Source organism: Pantoea sp. OVA07A (genome assembly GCF_019969975.1).
Taxonomy (GTDB): domain Bacteria; phylum Pseudomonadota; class Gammaproteobacteria; order Enterobacterales; family Enterobacteriaceae; genus Pantoea; species Pantoea agglomerans.
On record NZ_JAHXYM010000004.1, the window covers coordinates 86,778 to 106,278 of the forward strand.

At 56.7% G+C, this 19,501-nt stretch carries 14 protein-coding genes and 3 tRNA genes; 7 read left to right on the plus strand and 10 right to left on the minus strand.

What is annotated here, in order from left to right; translation table 11 throughout:
* Nucleotides 1–30: 30 nt before the first annotated feature.
* On the plus strand, nucleotides 31–786 hold the full coding sequence (gene xni / locus LC417_RS14155) for a flap endonuclease Xni (protein WP_187496092.1): 756 nt from the start codon (nucleotides 31–33) through the stop codon (nucleotides 784–786).
* A gap of 24 nt (nucleotides 787–810) precedes the next feature.
* Here the strand turns inward: xni and rlmM are convergent, their stop codons facing one another.
* The 4 genes from rlmM to LC417_RS14175 form a co-directional block, all read right to left on the minus strand.
* Entirely contained in the window at nucleotides 811–1,911 is a 1,101-nt protein-coding gene (rlmM, locus tag LC417_RS14160; RefSeq protein ID WP_010248609.1) for a 23S rRNA (cytidine(2498)-2'-O)-methyltransferase RlmM, read from the minus strand.
* A complete protein-coding gene (locus tag LC417_RS14165) occupies nucleotides 1,904–2,299 on the minus strand; it encodes a DUF423 domain-containing protein (protein ID WP_010248611.1) in 396 nt (131 codons plus the stop codon). Before LC417_RS14165 ends, rlmM begins: the two co-directional genes overlap by 8 nt.
* 50 nt (nucleotides 2,300–2,349) lie before the next feature.
* Nucleotides 2,350–3,267: a transcriptional regulator GcvA gene (locus LC417_RS14170; protein WP_003854641.1), complete on the minus strand. Its 918-nt coding sequence runs from the start codon at nucleotides 3,265–3,267 to the stop codon at nucleotides 2,350–2,352.
* A 334-nt stretch (nucleotides 3,268–3,601) separates the two neighbouring features.
* Nucleotides 3,602–3,826: a YgdI/YgdR family lipoprotein gene (locus LC417_RS14175; RefSeq protein ID WP_010248613.1), complete on the minus strand. Its 225-nt coding sequence runs from the start codon at nucleotides 3,824–3,826 to the stop codon at nucleotides 3,602–3,604.
* Nucleotides 3,827–4,035: 209 nt separating this feature from the next.
* On the opposite strand from LC417_RS14175, the gene csdA reads away from it, so the two are divergent.
* On the plus strand, nucleotides 4,036–5,244 hold the full coding sequence (gene csdA / locus LC417_RS14180; RefSeq protein ID WP_223566056.1) for a cysteine desulfurase CsdA: 1,209 nt from the start codon (nucleotides 4,036–4,038) through the stop codon (nucleotides 5,242–5,244).
* Nucleotides 5,245–5,246: 2 nt separating this feature from the next.
* On the plus strand, nucleotides 5,247–5,702 hold the full coding sequence (gene csdE, locus LC417_RS14185) for a cysteine desulfurase sulfur acceptor subunit CsdE (RefSeq protein WP_223566057.1): 456 nt from the start codon (nucleotides 5,247–5,249) through the stop codon (nucleotides 5,700–5,702).
* Here the strand turns inward: csdE and tcdA are convergent.
* Nucleotides 5,681–6,493 (minus strand): tRNA cyclic N6-threonylcarbamoyladenosine(37) synthase TcdA, encoded by an 813-nt coding sequence (gene tcdA, locus LC417_RS14190; RefSeq protein WP_010248618.1) that lies wholly within the window; start codon nucleotides 6,491–6,493, stop codon nucleotides 5,681–5,683. The genes csdE and tcdA overlap by 22 nt on opposite strands.
* 48 nt (nucleotides 6,494–6,541) lie before the next feature.
* Nucleotides 6,542–7,690: a murein transglycosylase A gene (mltA, locus tag LC417_RS14195; RefSeq protein WP_010248620.1), complete on the minus strand. Its 1,149-nt coding sequence runs from the start codon at nucleotides 7,688–7,690 to the stop codon at nucleotides 6,542–6,544.
* Between the two features lie 203 nt (nucleotides 7,691–7,893).
* Here mltA and LC417_RS14200 point away from each other — a divergent pair.
* The 3 genes from LC417_RS14200 (at nucleotide 7,894) to LC417_RS14210 (ending at nucleotide 8,243) form a co-directional block, all read left to right on the plus strand.
* Nucleotides 7,894–7,970, plus strand: a tRNA-Met gene (locus LC417_RS14200).
* A 65-nt stretch (nucleotides 7,971–8,035) separates the two neighbouring features.
* Nucleotides 8,036–8,112 (plus strand) — tRNA-Met (locus tag LC417_RS14205).
* Nucleotides 8,113–8,166: 54 nt separating this feature from the next.
* Nucleotides 8,167–8,243 (plus strand) — tRNA-Met (locus LC417_RS14210).
* A gap of 110 nt (nucleotides 8,244–8,353) precedes the next feature.
* Here LC417_RS14210 and amiC read toward each other — a convergent pair.
* Nucleotides 8,354–9,598 carry an N-acetylmuramoyl-L-alanine amidase AmiC gene (gene amiC / locus LC417_RS14215; RefSeq protein WP_010248623.1) on the minus strand — a complete coding sequence of 415 codons (1,245 nt, stop codon included), beginning with the start codon at nucleotides 9,596–9,598 and terminating at the stop codon, nucleotides 8,354–8,356.
* Nucleotides 9,599–9,830: 232 nt separating this feature from the next.
* On the opposite strand from amiC, the gene argA reads away from it, so the two are divergent.
* Nucleotides 9,831–11,159 carry an amino-acid N-acetyltransferase gene (gene argA, locus LC417_RS14220; RefSeq protein WP_010248624.1) on the plus strand — a complete coding sequence of 443 codons (1,329 nt, stop codon included), beginning with the start codon at nucleotides 9,831–9,833 and terminating at the stop codon, nucleotides 11,157–11,159.
* A 50-nt stretch (nucleotides 11,160–11,209) separates the two neighbouring features.
* Here the strand turns inward: argA and recD are convergent, their stop codons facing one another.
* From recD to ptrA, 3 genes are read right to left on the minus strand one after another with little or no spacing between them, the layout of a single operon-like run.
* Nucleotides 11,210–13,051 carry an exodeoxyribonuclease V subunit alpha gene (recD, locus tag LC417_RS14225; protein WP_122457771.1) on the minus strand — a complete coding sequence of 614 codons (1,842 nt, stop codon included), beginning with the start codon at nucleotides 13,049–13,051 and terminating at the stop codon, nucleotides 11,210–11,212.
* On the minus strand, nucleotides 13,048–16,587 hold the full coding sequence (recB, locus tag LC417_RS14230; protein WP_223566058.1) for an exodeoxyribonuclease V subunit beta: 3,540 nt from the start codon (nucleotides 16,585–16,587) through the stop codon (nucleotides 13,048–13,050). The genes recD and recB overlap by 4 nt, the downstream gene beginning before the upstream one ends.
* Nucleotides 16,584–19,481, minus strand: coding sequence for a pitrilysin (gene ptrA, locus LC417_RS14235; protein ID WP_223566059.1), 2,898 nt, complete (start codon nucleotides 19,479–19,481; stop codon nucleotides 16,584–16,586). Before ptrA ends, recB begins: the two co-directional genes overlap by 4 nt.
* Between the last annotated feature and the right edge of the window lie 20 nt (nucleotides 19,482–19,501).

The following is a 19,501-nucleotide window of genomic DNA, read 5'->3' on the forward strand; positions in this document are numbered from 1 at the left end:
GGAGGCAGCCCCCGGGCTGCCCATACTCTCATGGCTCTTCATCTTGTTATTGTTGACGCGTTGAATCTGATTCGCCGTCTGCATGCGGTACAGGGCTCACCCTGTGTCGAAGGCTGCGTGGCTGCGCTGCGCCAGATATTGGGTCACGCCCATCCGACTCATGCGGTGGCGGTATTTGATGGCGAAGCGCGTCATCAGGGCTGGCGTCATCAGCTGCTACCCGATTACAAAAGCGGTCGCCCGCCGATGCCAGACGATTTACAGGCAGAGATGCCGGCGTTACAGGAGGCCTTTCGCGCCGCAGGCGTAAACTGCTGGATAGCGGGCGAGGATGAGGCCGACGATTTAGCGGCGACGCTGGCGGTGAAAATGGCTCAGGCCGGACATCAGGCCACCATTGTTTCAACCGACAAAGGCTACTGTCAGCTGCTGGCACCCGAGATCCGCATCCGCGACTACTTCCAGAAACGCTGGCTTGATCTGCCTTTTATCGAGGCTGAATTTGGTGTGGCGCCACAGCGGTTACCCGACTACTGGGGGTTGTGCGGCATCAGCAGCAGTAAAATTCCGGGCATCACCGGCATCGGTCCGAAAAGCGCGAAACAGCTGCTGACAGAGTTTCACACGCTTGAGGGGATCTATCAGCAACTGGATCAGGTGCCGGCCAGATGGCGGGAGAAGCTCGCTGAGGGTCAGCAGATGGCAGAGATCAGCCGTCAGGTCGCAACTCTGAAGCGGGATCTGGTGTTGCAGGGGAATCTGAATACGCTGCGTTATACCGGCTGAGTGCCCTTGCACTCAGCCCGGCGATTAACGTTCGTCGCGACGACCACCGGCAGCCGCCCAGATTCGGCGCACATGTACGGTCACCTCTTCGCGGTCATGGTAAAGCTGACGAGCGCGAATCTGCACGTTAATACCATTATCATCAAATCGTTCCTGCATCATGGCCAGATTCTGCGTCACCTCTTCATAGCGCTTTTTCATGGGCAACTTAAGGTTGAAGATCGCTTCACGGCACCAGCCGTTGACCAGCCAGTCGGTCATCAGGTTAGCCACGCGCACCGGCTTCTCCACCATGTCACACACCAGCCAGCTGATGTTGGTGCGTGGCGGACGGAATTTAAAGCCATCCGCTTTCTCGTGCATCACCTGGCCCGTATCCATCAGGCTCGGTGCCATCGGTCCGTTGTCCACCGCATATACCATCATGCTGCGCTGCACCAGCTGATAAGTCCAGCCGCCCGGACAGGCACCGAGATCCACGGCGTACATGCCGCTGGCTAAACGCTCATCCCACTCATCCGCAGGGATAAAGACGTGAAACGCCTCCTCCAGCTTAAGGGTGGAACGGCTTGGCGCATCGGAGGGGAACTTAAGGCGTGGAATACCCATGTAAAACGGCGAGCTGTTTTCCCGGATGGAGTAGCCGACGTAGCAGGTGCCCGGCGCGATGAAAAACACATGCACGACCGGGCGTTTCGGGCTCTCATAATTCAACAGGATTTTGCTTTCACGCAGTGCCGAGCGCAGCGGCACGGTGAACTTGCGGCAGAACTTAGTCAGCTCCTTGGCTTCGTTGGTGTCTGGCACTTCAACACGCAGTTCGCCGCCCTTTTCCACTACGCCGGTCAGCATGCCGACAATCGGGGTAATGCGATCTTCCTGCGGCAGGTCACGCAGCATTTCGCCGACGACCAGCATCTGACGGGCAAAAATCAGCTCGTCAAATGGCAACTCACGTGCCAGCCGCTCGGCATCTTCAAACTGATAGCACTCAAACAGCACGTAGCCAGAGTCATCTTTAACCCGTGGAAAGCCGTAGATTTCACGTTCAGCCGCTTTGGCGCTGATTTCCGCCGCACACTCTTTTTCAAAACCGGGACGACAATAGAGTAAAACTTTATTCATGGCGTTCTGCCTTTCGTTTAAGACGCAGCGCGCCAATCAACATCAATACCCAACCGGCGAGGAAACAGACCCCGCCCACGGGGGTGATAAAAACCCAAAACTTCAGATGTGACAGCGCCAGACAATAGAGGCTGCCACTAAACAGCACGGTGCCGAGCGCCATCAGCGCACTGCTCCAGTAAAACCAGATATTGGCGCGGCGTAACATCGCAGCACCCAGCCCCATCACCGCTAAGGTGTGATAAGCCTGATATTCCAGCCCGGTATGAATCCAGGCCATTTCAGCCGCACCAAGCGACTGACTCAAAACGTGGGCACCAAATGCGCCAAAAGCCACCAGCAGAAATCCGCTGATAGCCGAAAAAACAAACATGGCACGACTGGACATTAACCGATCCTCAGAGTCCTTTTGCATCTGAATGCAAATAAATCAATACGTTATTGTTGATAGCGAAAGCGGAATTTTTCTTGTTCGGTTGCAGCTTTTTCCAGGATCCACTGCCGGAAGGCGGCTATTTTACCCAGTTCTGCCTGACTGTCATGACAAACCAGATAAAAAGCGTTTTTACTGACTAATACATCATTGAACGGGCAGATTAATCGCCCGGCTTCTATTTCGCTCTGCGCCATGACGTTATTCGCCAGCGCCACGCCCTGACCATGAATCGCCGCCTGCAATACCATGGCGCTGTGGCTGAAGATTGGCCCCTGCTGTACATTGATATGCTGCAGGCCCAGTTGCCGGATATAAGATTGCCAGTCCCGGCGGGAAGCATCATGCAGCAGAGTAAAACGCGACAGATCCATCGGTGTTTTTAGCGGATTATCCCCGGTCATCAGCGACGGTGAACAGACCGGCAGCAGATATTCGGCGTAGAGTTTTTCAACCCGCAGGCCGGGCCAGTTACCCCGGCCGTAAAAAATCGCCACGTCGACATCGTCGGCCAGTTTCTCTTCGTCGCGGTCAACCGCCTGGATACGCACGTCGATTCCCGGATAAGCCATATTAAAGCTGGAGAGGCGAGGAACCAGCCACTGAATGGCAAAGCTCGGCAGTAAACTGACGGTCAGCGCACCCTTGGCACTGCGTGCCTGCAGTTTGCGGGTCGCTTCGTTGATTGCCGAGAAAATCTCTTTGATATCGAGATAGTAGCTTTGTCCTTCTTCGGTCAGCAATAGCGAACGATTCCTCCGGCGAAATAGCTTTAACCCCAGAAAATCTTCCAGAGATTTAATCTGATGGCTTACAGCAGCCTGGGTGACAAACAGCTCTTCTGCGGCTTTGGTAAAGCTTAAATGGCGTGCAGCTGCATCAAAAACACGCAGTGCGTTGAGAGGAGGAAGGCGTTTCGACATGGTTTTCCGTATCCGGATCGGCAAAAAATACGCTGGCTTATACAAAGCGTTTACGTATTAGAATTTTTAATCCGAGGCATTATAATTTGTCCGTTGAGGAACCTCCAGCAAATACCTATAGTTGCCGCACTTCCTGAGCCGGAACGAAAAGTTTTTAGATTTGTGAGTGAGTTCGCAGATTTTCTGAAAGCTTTTGGCTTGTGGTCGTGATGTTGTGTTTGCAATTTTTGATCCGACGATTGCGGATCGAACTCTTAATTCCTGTAGATTTACCCTGTCTGTCCATAGTGATTTTTAAATAGCACCGCAAATTGCGGTGCTTTTTTTTTGCTGCTTAGTTGCCAGACTCTACCATCTCTTTGACATCAGAGCGGTTGATTTGCTGCTCGTTGCCATTCGCATCTTTATAGCTGATCATGCCGGTATCGTTATCGACTTTAGGCTTGCCGGCAGCCACAATGGTGCGACCATCATTGGTATGCATCACGTAATTGCTTGAACAGGCACTCAGGGTAAAAGCCAGGGTACACACGGCCAGTACTGCGGTTAATTTTTTCATCTGCTATCTCCTTGTAGATTGATTGCATCAAACCACCCGCGTTACGCTAACCAGAGGCAGCCGATAAGTGAGATCGACTAGTAAACGTCCGATCGTTATGCGGGTTTGGTTCAAACCTTGCAATATTCAGCATAACGCGCTTTTCCAGCTTTGCCAGACGCAGACCATTCTTTCAGTGTGGTCCTAATTTTTCTTATCATGGACCAGGCATGACCGCATTTAATCCCACCGCATTTCGCCAGCAGTTTCCCGCACTCGCCGATGCAGGCGTTTATCTCGACAGCGCAGCGACCACGCTGAAGCCGCAGGCCGTCATTGACAGCACGCAGCAGTTTTACAGCCTCAGCGCGGGTACAGTCCATCGCAGCCAGTTTGCCGCCGCCCAGGCCTTAACCCATCGCTATGAGCAGGCGCGCAACCAGGTTGCCCGCTGGCTTAATGCCGCTGACGATCGTGAGATTGTCTGGACGCGCGGTACCACCGAAGCGATAAACCTGGTGGCGAACAGCTGGCTGCGCCCGCGCTTACAGCCTGGTGATGAGATTGTGGTCAGCGAGGCAGAACACCACGCCAACCTGGTGCCCTGGCTGATGGCTGCGCAGGCGTGCGGTGCCCGCGTCGTAAAATGGCCGTTAGGCGCGGATCGCCTGCCGGATATCAGCCTGCTGCCCGCCCTGCTCAACAGCCGTACCCGCCTGCTGGCGATCGGACAGATGTCGAACGTCACCGGCGGATGTCCCGCACTCGCTCAGGCGATACCGCTCGCTCACGCCGTGGGCGCGAAAGTGATGGTCGATGGCGCACAGGGCGTGGTGCATTGCCCGCCTGACGTACAGGCGCTGGATATCGACTTTTACGCCTTTTCCGGACATAAGATTTACGGCCCGATGGGCATTGGCGCGTTATATGGCAAAGCGGAACTGCTGGAGGCGATGGATCCCTGGCAGGGCGGCGGTAAGATGATAACGGATGTCGATTTCAACGGATTTACGCCGCAGCCGGTGCCGTGGCGTTTTGAGGCTGGCACCCCGAATGTGGCGGGCGTGGTGGGCCTGAGTGCAGCACTGAGCTGGCTGGGGCAGTACGATCTGCCCGAAGCGGAGCGCTGGAGTCAGCAGCTTGCGACGCTGGCGGAAGAGCAGCTGGCGAAATTACCCGGTTTCCGCAGCTTCCGCTGTTCAAATGCCAGCCTGCTGGCATTTGAATTCGCTGGCCTGCATCACAGCGATCTGGTGACGCTGCTGGCTGAGCAGGGAATCGCCCTGCGCGCTGGCCAGCACTGCGCGCAGCCGTTGCTGGCGGCGCTGGGCGTCAGCGGCACGCTGCGGGCCTCTTTTGCACCCTATAATAATCTGCAGGATGTTGATGCGCTGGTGCGCGCCATGAAGAGCGCCATCTCGCTGTTATCGGAGTTTTGATTATGCATTCATCGCTGTTAGCGCCGCACCCGTTTGGCGAAGAGATTACCGTTGCCAGCCTGAAAGAGAGCTTTGGCCGCTTTCATCAGTGGGAAGATCGTTATCGTCAGCTGATCCAGCTGAGCCGCCAGTTGCCTGACTTACCCGGGGAACTGAAAACAGCGGAAATTGAACTGAGCGGTTGTGAAAATCGGGTCTGGCTGGGCAGCCAGTTACGCGAAGATGGCACGCTGCATTTCTATGGTGACAGTGAAGGACGTATTGTGCGCGGCCTGCTGGCCGTGCTGCTGACCGCCGCTGAGGGCCAGACGCCGCAACAGCTGCTGGCGATGGATCCCTTAAAACTGTTTGATGAACTGGGCCTGCGCGCCCAGCTCAGTGCCTCCCGCAGCAGCGGCCTGCAGGCGCTGGCCGCCGCAGTGGAGCACGCCGCGCGTCAGGCGCTGACGGCGTCCTGACGGGCAGCACGCGCCAGAAACTTCTTCAGCGCATGCGAGACGGCAACAAAGCCGAAGGTGGCGGTTACCATGGTGGCCGCGCCAAAGCCGGATGTGCAATCCATTCTCTTCGGCCCCTCCGCTGTGCTGCGTGAAGCACAGACGCTGCCATCAGCCTGTGGATAGACCAGCGCTTCGGTAGAAAAGACGCAGTCGATGCCAAGTTTGCCCTTGCTGTTTTTCACCACGCCCAGGCTTTTCAGTCGTTCGCGCAGCTTAGCCGCCAGCGGATCCTGGATGGTTTTCGCCAGATCGGCGACCTGGATCTGAGTCGGATCGATCTGCCCACCCGCGCCACCGGTGGTGATCAGCGGGATCTTATTCCGGCGGCACCAGGCGATCAGGGCCGCTTTCGGTCGCACGCTGTCGATAGCGTCGATCACATAGTCGAAACCGGCTGCCATCAGTTCGGCGGTGTTCTCTGGCGTAATAAAGTCATCAATGCAGATCACTTCGCAGTCAGGATTAATCGCACGCAGCCGTTCTGCCATCACTTCTGTTTTGGCTTTGCCGACGTTGCCCTGCAGCGCATGAAGCTGTCGGTTGGTGTTGGTGATACAGACATCATCCATATCAATCAGGGTGATTTTACCAATCCCGGTGCGCACCAGCGCTTCCGCCGCCCAGGATCCGACACCGCCAATACCGATGACGCAGAAGTGTGCGTCAGCAAAACGTTGCAGCGCATCCTGGCCATAGAGACGCGCCGTGCCGCCAAAGCGCTGATGCCAGGCGTCATTTAACACTTTCATAGTTGAACCTGTTACGTCGTGCGGGCCCGAAGGCCCGCAGAGAAGAAATTAGTTAGCGCCGAGAAGCAGTGAACCATTATTACCGTTTTGCGGGCTGGAGAACAGCGGCTGTCCGGCACCCGGCGCGGCTTTAATTACCCAGACGCGTCCGTAGTGATTATAGAAGCCCGCCAGATGCGCAGCGTCCGGGCCAATACCCTGATAGATATCAAAGTGCTGGCCTTTAATCGCGCCACCCACATCGAGTGCCACCATCAGGCGCATCTCATATTTGCCGTTGAATTTGCCCTTCTCATTTAACTGCGGCACTTCAGCCAGCAGCACGGTGCCCGCCGGAATAATTGAGCGGTCAGACGCAACGGAGGCTTTCGCCACCAGCGGAACTGCGCTGGCACCGCGCACCGGCGTAAATGGCTCAGCCTTAAAGAAGACAAATGATGGGTTGGTTTCCAGCAGCGCACGGACCTCCTGCGGTGAGTGCTCCTGCGCCCACTGACGAATCGCCTGCATCGACATATCTTCGCGCTTCACTTCACCGCGATCGATCAGCTCTTTGCCAATGCTGTGATAACCCCAGCCATTTTTACCGGCGTAACCAAAGAAGGTCATCGGGCGGCCATCGCCAAAGTCGACATAACCACTGCCCTGCACATCCATCATGAAGTTATCAATCAGGGAATTGCTGTAGGCGATGATGTAGCGGTCATCGAGTCCGCCACTATAGATAGAGGCGCGGCTCGGTAATTTTTCTCCGCGTTTGCGCGGTGGCATGCGGTAGATGGGATACTGGAATTCACCCTGACGGGTGTAACGCGCTTCTACTACCGGCGTGTAGTAACCGGTGAACTGCACGTTACCGTAGTTATCCGTACCCTCCATCTGCCAGGCGTTAAGCCCATACTGACGAAGCTGTCGGGTATCGGCACCCGCCATCAGCCAGCTCTCAATTGCACTATAAGTGCCGTTCTGACGGCTATACAGGGCGGATGAGGCGGACTGAATCTGACGGACCTGCTCGCCAAAGTCTCTGCCATTAACCGGTGCGCCTTTGGCATTGGGCTGATTCACCAGCGCCAGCGGTTGTTCCAGTTTGCCATCTTTATATTGCTGACCGCGATCGGTCGGTTTGGAGCTACAGGCCGCCAGCAGCGTTATTAACGCGCCAGTGAGTGCATACTTCACCCAATGTGATTTCATTATCTTCTCTTTTTATAACTGTTTGCCCCGCGACGATAGCAAAGCCCCCGACAGAATGAAATGCATCCGCTCAGACGTCACGCATATCAGTTTAATAATTAACCAGATGGTTGAATCCTTCAGCAACTGGCTGTTAATTTGGCTTTTATCTGCAAAAAGGGGTTGCATGAATTAGCGCGGAGAGTATAGTGCGCTTCCACGGACGCGGGGTGGAGCAGCCTGGTAGCTCGTCGGGCTCATAACCCGAAGGTCGTCGGTTCAAATCCGGCCCCCGCAACCAATACTTCTGCAGCAGTTTTACAGAAGTCACAATGTGAGAAGTAAAAGTAATAGAAGCAATACGGACGCGGGGTGGAGCAGCCTGGTAGCTCGTCGGGCTCATAACCCGAAGGTCGTCGGTTCAAATCCGGCCCCCGCAACCAATACTTCTGCAGTTGTTTTACAGAAGTCACAATGTGAAAAAAGTATGATACGGACGCGGGGTGGAGCAGCCTGGTAGCTCGTCGGGCTCATAACCCGAAGGTCGTCGGTTCAAATCCGGCCCCCGCAACCAATCATTTAAACACCTGAAAGGGTGTTTTTTTGTTTCTGACGTTCCCAAAAGCCGCTTCAGCCTCTTTCTGCCCTGAAAAGCGCGCGGATAGCCCGGCTACCCGCACTCCTTTACCGATGGGCCAGCGCCGCCCCACTCTCTACATACGCTTTGATGCCGTTCAGAATGGCCTCTGCCACCTGATGCTGGTAACGGGTGGTTCGCAACTTGCGCTCCTCCTCCACATTACTGATAAACGCCGTCTCGACCAGAATTGACGGGATATCAGGGGCTTTCAGCACCGCAAATCCGGCCTGATCCACGGTGCGTTTGTGCAGATGGTTGATGCGCCCCATGCGATGCAGCACCTCTTTGCCGAATTTAAGACTGTCATGAATCGTCTGACGCTGCACCATATCGAACATGGTGTGATCGAGATAGCGGTCACCGCTTTTGCTGACGCCGCCAATCAGGTCTGATTCATTCTGAGTCTGAGCCAGGAAACGAGCCGCCGCCGAAGTGGCACCGCTGGTTGATAAGGCAAACACTGAAGAGCCGCGTGCCGCGCGACTGGTAAAGGCATCCGCATGGATCGACACAAAGAGGTCGGCACGCTGTTTACGGGCTTTGGCAACCCTGACGCGCAGCGGAATAAAGACATCTTCATTGCGCGTCATATAGGCTTTCATATTGGACTCTTTATCGATCAGCGCTTTGAGTCGCCGTCCAATCTTCAGCACAATATCTTTCTCGCGGGTCTTATATTTGCCGTGCGCGCCCGGATCTTCCCCACCGTGACCGGGATCGATCATGATAATGATCGGACGATCGCGCCCCGCTTTGCCGGGTAAGGGCGCCTGCACCCCTTCATCTTTCTCCAGATCGCCCTGGTTGTAATCTTTCAGCAGGGCCAGCAGAGGATCGTCCTCAACCTGGTTCTGGCTCGGATAGAGATCGACCACCAGCCGGTGATTGATCCCGGCGACCGGCGAGAGATTAAAGATCTTCGGCGCGACGTTGCGCTTTAATTCCAGTACCACGCGCACCGTGTTGCTGTCGAACTGACCGACACGGGCATTTTTAATAAAGGGATCGTCGACCCGAACCTGCTTATCTACCCCTTTCAGAACCGGATTGAGATGCAGGCCCTGAATATCAATCACCAGGCGTTCGGGATTGCTCAGCGCAAACTGCTTGTACTTCAGCGCAACATTGGACTCCAGCGTCATCCGCGAGTAGGTCGATGAGGGCCAGATACGCACCGCCACAATGTGGTTCTTCGCAGCCAACCCTGTCCGGCTGACGCTTAACAGCAGTAAGGCGCCCGTCCCCTGTAAAAATCGTCTGCGTGAAAAATGGGAATTAACGTCTGACATGCCGCTCCAGCTGCTGTGTAATGTCTAAAAAAGCGCCAGTTACTAAAATGGCGGCGAAAACTTTATCCAATCCGCAGCATGATGTCACCCCGGAAACCCTAAATAATGCAGGCTGTTAGCGGCTTTGACACCCAGAAAAACGTAAATTTTCGTCAGGATTAAGACTTGCAAAACCGGGCGTAAAAGCATAAAAATACAAAAAATACGAATAAACATTCACTGAGGGTTGGCCGTGAAGGAACGTAGTACCGAACTGGTTCAGGGTTTTCGCCATACCGTTCCCTATATCAATGCCCACCGGGGTAAAACCTTTGTCATCATGCTGGGTGGCGAAGCGATTGAGCATGAGAACTTCTCTGGCATCGTTAATGATATCGGCCTGCTGCACAGCCTGGGCATTCGCCTCGTCGTGGTGTATGGCGCACGACCGCAGATTGATGCCAGCCTGGCTCAGCAGCAGCTGGAGCCGGTTTATCATAAGTTTACCCGGGTCACCGACGCGCAATCGCTGGAGTTAGTGAAGCAGGCCGCTGGCCGACTGCAGTTAGATATCACGGCCCGCCTCTCAATGAGTCTCAACAACACGCCGCTGCAGGGCGCGCATATCAACGTGGTCAGCGGCAACTTCATTATTTCACAGCCGCTGGGCGTGGATGATGGCGTGGATTACTGTCACAGCGGCCGTATCCGTCGTATTGATGAAGAGGCCATTCATCGTCAGCTGGATAACGATGCGATTGTGCTGATGGGCCCGGTTGCGGTTTCTGTTACCGGCGAAAGCTTTAACCTGACTTCGGAAGAAGTGGCTACCCAGCTGGCGATTAAACTCAAAGCGGAGAAAATGATCGGCTTCTGCTCTGAGCAGGGCGTGCTGAACAGCGAAGGTGAAATCATCTCCGAGCTCTTCCCGAATGATGCGCAGGCCCGTATCGATGAGATTGAAAAGGAAGGCGATTATCTTTCCGGGACTGTCCGCTTCCTGCGTGGGGCGGTGAAAGCCTGCCGCAGTGGTGTACGCCGCAGCCATTTAATCAGTTATCAGGAAGATGGCGCGCTGTTGCAGGAGCTCTTCTCACGCGACGGTATCGGTACCCAGATCGTTATGGAGTCGGCAGAGCAGATCCGTCGCGCCAATATCAATGATATCGGCGGCATCCTCGAACTGATCCGTCCGCTGGAGCAGCAGGGTATTCTGGTGCGTCGCTCGCGCGAGCAGCTGGAAATGGAAATTGATAAGTTCACCATCATTCAGCGCGATAATCTGACCATCGCCTGTGCAGCACTCTATCCGTTTATGGATGAGAAGATTGGCGAAATGGCCTGTGTGGCGGTTCATCCTGACTATCGCAGCTCTTCACGCGGTGAGATGTTGCTGCAACGCGTGGCACTTCAGGCACGCCAGATGGGGCTGGAAAAACTGTTTGTGTTAACCACCCGCAGCATCCACTGGTTCCAGGAACGCGGCTTTACGCCGGTAGATATTGAGTCCCTGCCCGAGAGTAAGAAAGAGATGTATAACTATCAGCGCCGTTCAAAAGTGTTGATGGCCGATCTCACCTGATTCAATCCGTAAGGGACAGGCACCCCCCGCGTGGGCTGTCCCCTCTCTTCTCAGCCAGATTCCCCCAGTCGCTCCACCAGACCGCTGCGTCGCTGCGTTTGCAGCTGCACGGCACGCTGAAATACGCCGGGTTCGCTGTAGATGGTCAGTTGCCGCCGTGCACGTGTAATCGCGGTATAGACCAGTTCACGGGTCAGCACCGGCAGAAACTGCGTGGGCATCACCAGCGCGGTATGATCAAACTCCGAGCCCTGTGATTTGTGCACCGTCATCGCCCAGGCCGTTTCATGTGAGGGTAACCGGCTCGGCTGAATCGCCTTGATCGATCCATCCGGCAGCGGGAAAAAGACCTTCAGGTTGCCCTCTTCATCCCGCATCGTCATGCCGATATCGCCATTAAACAGGCCGAGCGCGCTGTCATTTCGGGTGATCATCACCGGACGCCCTTCATACCAGCGGCTGCCCATGCCAGGACGACGGATGCGCTGCAGCTGCATCAGTCGCTGCTCAATACGCTGGTTCAGACCCTGCACGCCAAATGGCCCGTCACGTAATGCACACAGCAGCTGATAACGGCCAAAAGCGGCAATCACTTCTGCGGGCGACGACTGCTGTCTGATCAACTGCAGGAAGGGCTGATAACCCTGGGCTACCTCATCCAGCATCGCCTGATAAGCGTCAGCGCTGTTCAGCGGCTGGTAACTGATATCCTCATAAGCCGCAGCAAACACCGCCCTGACCTGCTCTGCATCGCCACGATTGATCGCTTTTGCCAGCTGGCCGATGCCTGATGAGTCATCAAAACGATAACTCTTCTGCAGCAGACAGATACTGTCGCGGACTGCGGGTGCCTGCACATCGTCACTGCCCTGCAGTGTGCAGCCGGTCAGCAGCGCGAGCTGTTCAGCCCGTGCCAGGCTGTAGCCGCTTTCGGTGCAGCGGCAGATGTCGCCCAGCACCGCACCGGCTTCGACCGAGGCCAGCTGATCGCGATCGCCCAGAAACACGACGCGGGCATGGGCAGGCAGCGCGGCGATCAGTTTTGCCATCATTGAGAGATCGACCATCGACGCTTCATCAACCACCAGCACATCAAGATGCAGTGGGTTACCGGCATGGTAGCGCAGCCGCTGAGTGTCGGGCTGAGCGCCCAGCAGGCGATGCAGCGTGGTGGCTTCGGCAGGAAAACGCCGGCGTTCTTCGTCGCTGACCGCCAGATCCTGCAGTGCGCTGCCCAGTGACTCGGTCAGCCGCGCGGCGGCTTTGCCGGTCGGTGCCGCCAGCTGAATCCGCAGTGCACCGGGATTCAGGCGAATCAGGGCAGCGAGGAGTTTCGCCACTGTGGTGGTTTTACCGGTACCCGGCCCGCCGGAAATAACCGCAGTCTTGCGGGTCAGCGCCACGGCCGCCGCAATTTTCTGCCAGTTCTCCGGCTGGTCGTCAAACAGGCTGTTCAGCACGTCGCCTGCAGCATGCATATCAAACGCAGTTTTCACTTCCTGCGCAGCGAAGAAGTCGGCAACCCGGCCTTCGCTTTGCCACAGCCGATGCAGATATAAACGCTGATTGCTCAGTACCAGCGGCGTAACCAGGCTGCCATCACTGACTGCCGACCAGTCAGCAAAGCGTGCTGTCCAGTCTTCCGGCGCACCAGCAGCGTGCCAGATCGCCTGAGCCAGCGCAGGCTGGCGACCAGCGAACAGATTCGCTTCGCAGAGGTTGCTCAGCGGTAAACAGACGTGCCCCTCACCCGCGTCAGCGCTGACGCAGGCCGCAGCGAGCAGCAGCCCAGGCTGTGATTCCGGGGCCACCAGTTGGGCAAACTGTATATCCAGCGGCCGCAGGAGACGCTTCTCTACCGCCTGCAGCAGCAGACTCAGCATGTCACTCATAACATCTCCCCGGTTTCACCAAACAGTGCATCAATTTCTTCCACAAAGGCTTCAGCAGGTCGGGTGGCGAAAATGCCGTTGTCCGGCGAGCTGCCATCCATCCCGCGCAAAAACAGATAAAACACCCCACCAAAGTGACGCTGATAGTCGTAGTCCGGCAGGCGATGCTGCAGATAGCGATGCAGCGCCAGCGTATAGAGCTGATACTGCAGATCGTAGCGGTGGCCAATCATCGCCTGCGCCATCGCCTCTGGCGTGTAAGCGGCGTGGCTATCCCCCAGCCAGTTCGATTTGTAGTCGAGCAGATAATATTTTCCCTGCCAGCGGAAGACCAGATCGATAAAGCCCTTCAGCATGCCCCGCACCTGACGAAAATCCAGGGGGGCGGCCTGCTGAGAGAGGCTGTCGTGCCGGCGCAGCAGAGCGTCAAGATCCGCCGCAGTCAGCAGATTGTTGATCGGCAGATAGAACTCCATCTCAATCAGGCGTTCGCTGCTTTTTATCGCCGACAGCGTCAGCCCCTCAGCATTGAGCGGCGTATGTAAGACCCGGTCAATCCACTGTTCCAGAACCGGCAACCAGGTCAGCGGATAGCCATTATGCTGCAGCTGATCTTCCAGCCAGACGCTGTCCGGCGGTTCGGTAAAGTCGATCGACTCAAACAGACCGTGCAAAAACGTACCGGGTGCCGCTCCGCGCGGAAAGTGGTGGGGTGTCAATGCAGCCTCTTCACCCTTCTCTTCTTCGCCCGCTGCATCAATATCAAAATTGGGCATCGCATCCAGCAGCGGCGAGCTGTGATGCTGTTGCAGGCCTGAATAACTGGTTACCCGCCAGACGTCAGCCAGCGCGCGCGTAATGTCGCGGCTGCTTAAAACCTCATCGCCCTGCTGCGCATCCTGCCACATTTCTCCCGGCAGCAGAGCCTCTTCAACCAGCGCAATCCCTTCACCGGTTAACGCATTCAATCGCTGACTGAGCTGCTGCGCATCCGCCGCCTCACCCTGCTGCACCAGGTAGCCCAGCGCGCTCTTGTGCAGATCGCTTTCGCCCTCTTTTTTGCGGGTGCCTTTGATCAGTGGCGCAATGCCGACGCTGCAGTGATAGACCGAACGGGTCAGCGCCACGTAGAGCAGACGCAGATCCTCCGCCAGGCGCTCCTCTTCGGCCAGCGCCAGACTTTGTGCATCACCCTGCACATCCAGCAGTGCCGTGAACGTGTCGCGATCGTGATAAAGCGCGCTGGCCGCCTCGCGGAACCCGGCAGCAAATGGCAGCCAGACCAGCGGATATTGCAGTCCTTTCGATTTATGGATGGTGATGATCTGCACCAGATGGCGGTCGCTTTCCAGACGCAACTGCTGGCTGGAGGCCTGGCTGTTTGGCCGTGCAATCTGCTGCGCCAGGAAGCGCACCAGGGCGTGCGGACTCTCCAGCTGCACCGAAGCCTCCTGCAGCAGTTCACCCAGATGCATCAGGTCAGTCAGGCGACGTTCACCGTTCTCCGAGGCCAGCATATTCTCTGCCAGCTGCCGCTTGATCATCACGTCACGCAGCATCGGTAACACGCCGCGCTGATGCCAGAGCTGCTGCCAGACGGCAAACTGCTCCACCAGCGCATCCCACTCACGTTCATTCTGTGTCAGCGCGTCGAGCGTTGCTGCATCGATGGCAAAAATAGAGGTCGCCAGCGCGCTGCGCAGCAGACGTTCCTGCTCGGGTGCCTGTATCGCCTGCAGTAACCAGAGCAGTTCGCGCGCTTCCGGCGTGGTGTAGACGCTGTCCCGGCTGGAGAGATAGACCGAAGGGATCGACAGCGCATTCAGCGCGTCGCGGATTAAACCGGCCTCATTGCGACTGCGCACCAGCACGGTGATATCGGAAGCCCGCACCGGCTGCAGCGCCTCGCCTTTGCCCAGGCGGGCGCGCCCCTGCTGTCCGGCCACCAGCCAGCGGCTGATATCGGCCGCACACTGCTGTGCCATAAACTGCTGGTAATCGCTGTTACCCACGCCCTCGCCAGGCTGCAGCCAGAACCGTAAAGCCGGTTGCTGCTGCTCGTCAAAAATCAGTTTCAGCGACTGATTGGGCGCAGCAGGCTTAACTGGCTGAAAGGGGATCGCCGAGAACAGAAAAGGCGAATCGAGCTGAGAAAAGAGGCGGTTGACGCTCCCGACCATCTCAGGTGATGAACGCCAGTTGGTATCGAGCGTGTAGTGAGCGCTGACTTCGTTTCTGGCCCGCAGATAGGTAAAAATATCCGCACCGCGAAACGCATAGATCGCCTGCTTGGGATCGCCGATCAGAAACAGTGCCTGTTCAGGCTGATTAATATAGAGCGTGCGGAAGATGCGGTACTGTTGCGGATCGGTATCCTGGAATTCATCAATCAGGGCCACCGGGTAACGCGCCCGGATGGTTTCTGCCAGCAAAACGCCACCTGGCTGCTGCAGCGCTTCATCCAGTTTACTGAGCAGATCGTCGAAGCCTAACAGTGCACGTAACCGTTTCTCGCGCTGCACCGTGGCGCGCACATCGGTCAGCGCCTGCGCAATGATGACATCCCGCAGCGACAGCGGTTCTGCCAGAAACTGATCGATCGCCTCAAAAAGCGAATGACGCGGCGCTTCACCCTTTTTAGTTTTCTCCTCCAGCACCTGCTGCCCAAAGCGCTCCAGCTCTTTGGGCAGCTGATAATCCAGCGTGTCGCTGCTGGCCCACTGCGTGACGCGGGCGACCCAGTTGGGCAGATGTTTACTGCTGTAGCTGCGCTTATCAACGCCAGATGCAGTGATAATGCCCTCAACATCGGCGCTGAGCGCCTGCCACTGCTGCTTGATGGCCTCGATGCGCGCCAGATTGCGTGCGTGGCGTGATGCCAGCGTCTCATCGGCGGCAGGCGGACGTTTCAGCCCCGGCGACTCCCCCTGCAGCCAGGGGCGCAGCGTGGTCAGCAGGCTGTCCGGCCCGCTCCACTCTGCGGCGATGATCCGTGCCACATCCAGACTCAGTGGATAGCACTGACGACGCCAGAAATCGGCGGCCGACTGCTTCAGCAGCGCCTGCTCATCTTCAATCAACTCCTGCTCGAACAGCATGCCCGACTCAAAGGCATTGAGATTCAGCATCCGCTGACAGAAGCCGTGAATGGTAAAAATGGCGGCTTCATCCATCTGCCGCTCGGCAGCCAGCAGCTGCGCGGCGGCCTGACTCAGATCCGGCATCTGCTCCAGCAGTAACTGGTGCATCGGATTGCTGCTTTTGCCGCGGATACAGGCCAGACGTAGCTGATGAATATTCTCGCGGATGCGCCCGCGCAATTCGGCGGTCGCGGCCTCGGTAAAGGTCACGACTAAAATTTCTTCGACAGAGAGCGGCCGGCTGTAGGCGTTTCCACCGCCCAGCCCCAGCAGCAGGCGCAGATAGAGCAGACCAATGGTAAAGGTTTTTCCGGTCCCCGCTGACGCCTCAATCAGCCGCTCGCCTCTGAGCGGCAGCGTTAAAGGATTCAGCGATACGGGAGGTAACTGCGTCATTGGGTCTCACTCTTTACCGGCAGCGACTGCTGCAGTTGTGCCACTTCACTCCAGGTTTTCCAGCCAGGCTGACGGGCAAACTCAACTTTGCCATTGCCGGTGCCTGCAATCTGCGAGGTCATCACCATGCCCTTATGTTCGATCACGGCCTGCCGGAAAAAGTCTGCCAGGCTCGCCGGGGTTAACCGCTGAACCTGCTCTGTCATTTTTTGCCGGGTATCAAATTGATCATTCTGCCGATCAAAGTCGCGGCTAAAGCGATCCGCTTCCTCAAAGAGCGTCTGAGGACGCTGCTGCAAATCATTGATCATCGCCTGCTGATACTGGGCAAAGTCTGCCTGGCTCATACTGCGCAGACGTTTTTCCGCCTGCGGGTAGAAGGCCTGATAGCGCTGCAACAGCCAGCCCGGTTGTTTGCTGTTACTTTGCAGCAGGAAGCCGATCCCCCACTGGCGACCCACTGGCATCTGGAAGGCAAACACCGCGTAGCCGAGCTGCTCTTTGGTCCGCAGCTGATTGTAGAACCACGGCTGCACAATCTGGCTCAGCATGGAGCTGTGCGCCATGCTCTGATATTCACTGTATCCCAGTGGAACATAGAGCGCGGCAAGGGCGGAGTCGGTGCTGCTGCCTTTTTGTTGCAGGTTGGCTTTCAGCGGTTTTTTAATCGAGACATACTGACTATGCCAGTCGCGGGTCGCATGACTCTGCATCTGCTGTTTGAGCTCATGCCCCAGCTGCGTCACGCTGTCAACACTGAGGTTGCCCACTACCAGCATCTCCGGCGTCGCGTCGCGGAACAGCGTATCGCGATAGTCAGTAACATCCTTAAGTGAGAGTGTGCTTACCAGCTTGCGGCGAGCCTCGCGCTGGGTATATGGCAGCTGCGACAGCAGTTGCATCGGCTGAATCGCCTGTTCAAACGCTTTGCCCTTTTCCGCCGCGTCCAGCCGCTCCAGATACCAGGATTTAGCCTGCTCCAGCTGCTGTTCTGTCGGCTGGAAAGTGGCATAACCTTCCACCAGTTTCTTCAGCAGTGTCGGCAGACGCTGGGTGAAGCCGTTGGCGCTGAACACCAGCCCTTCATCTTCACCCGTTGAGAAGCTGATGCCGCCCACTGAAGCCTGTGAATTAAGCTCGTCCAGCGCCAGGCTGGAAAGGTAGTCATTCAGGCCAAACAGCACCTGCTGACGGGCATCACTGATGGTGTGCTTATTGCGTAACGCCAGGGTGATCGCCGCTTTTGGCTCGCTGGCGTAATAACGACTGGGCATCCAGTAAATACGCATATCATCCTGGTTATCCAGTCTCACCGGATGCTGATACGTTTTGCCGTCTGACGGTAACAGGGTGAAGTCGTCCGGGATATAGGGGTTCAGCACGGGCATCGCCAGCGTAATCTGGCTGGCGCGCTGCTGCCAGTCTGCAAAGGTTTGTGGGGTGATCTTCTCAACCTGATAAGGCGCATCCACAAAATAGGCTTTTTTGTTGTGCGGCTCCTGCGGGCTGATGTACCAGATACGCGCATGCTGCGGGGTCATCTCTTTCAGCCGGGCATTAATCGCGGCGGCATCGTACTGATCCGCCAGATAGGGGGCATCCAGCGTATGTTCAACCGGTACGCGCAGCATGGTGTCGGCCAGCCATTCAATGTAATCCATATCGCGGGTAATTGAGGGATAGCGGAAGTCGAGCGCCAGCACATGCGAAACTTCATCGAAATAGCGCTTATCATCCCCCTGCTGACGCAGAAGATTGATGTAGCTGAATATCGCCGCCACGACCTGGTCGCGCTGCGCCAGACCTTTATCAGTCAGTGACGCGGTAATCGCAAACACGCCGCTGTTACGCTCGGTCATCGGGTCAGCGCCCGCATTCACCCCGTCGGCCAGCCCCTGTTTTTGCAACCAGTCAGTCAGCGTGTTTTTGCTGCGGTTACTGATTAAATAGCTGATCAGCGTGTCGGTTTTACTGCGGAACCGATCGCTGTTGTTGGCAATGCGGAATTCAATTTTGAGCTGCTTGCGCGGCTGGGCCGGAACGTAATGGATGATGATGCCCTGCTGCGCATCGGTCACCACCGGCACCGTAATCTCCGGCACGCTGGCGTCATGATTTTGCACCCGGCCAAAGGTTTTAGCCGCAATCGACGCCATCTCCGGCAGCGGTTTGTTGCTGTAGATCACCGCTTTCATCAGATTGGCGGAGTAATGCGTATGATAAAAGTCCTGCAGCGCCTGATGCAGTTTGCTGCCTGGCTTATCTTTCAGGGTCTCAAGATTGCCGCCCGAGAAACGTGACGCCGGATGCGCCGGGTTCAGGGTTTCTGCGCCGACCTGGGCCATACGCAGGCCATCGCGCGAGCGCGCCATGGTCAGCTCGGCATTCACGGCGTGGCGCTCGCGGTCAGCGTTAACCGGATCCAGCAGCGGCTCAGCCACCGCATCCGCCAGGCGATCAACCGCCGGTTCCAGCGCGTCATTTTCCACTTCCAGATAAAAGGCGGTGCGGTAAGAGGCTGTGCTGGCGTTGTGGCTGCCGCCATGCTTTTTCAGGAATTCGGCCAGGTTATCGGGCTGCGGGTAGTGCTTTGAACCCATCAGCACCATATGCTCAAGGTAGTGCGCCAGTCCCGCCTGCTGATCGGGATCGTCCAGCGATCCTATCGGCAGCGTCAGCGCCGCCAGCGATTTCGGTGCCACAGGATCGGAAACCAGTAACACCGTCATCCCATTATCAAGCCGGATAGCCTGATAGTGGCGGGGATCCTGTTCACTTTTGCGAATAGTGTCGTTAACCGGCTGCCAGCCTGATGATGCCTGCTCCTGCGCCTGCGCTGTGCAAGCCATCAGGCTTAACATTAGCGCCGCTATCCAGCGTGCGTGTACCCGCATGTAAACCCCTCTCGTTTCCC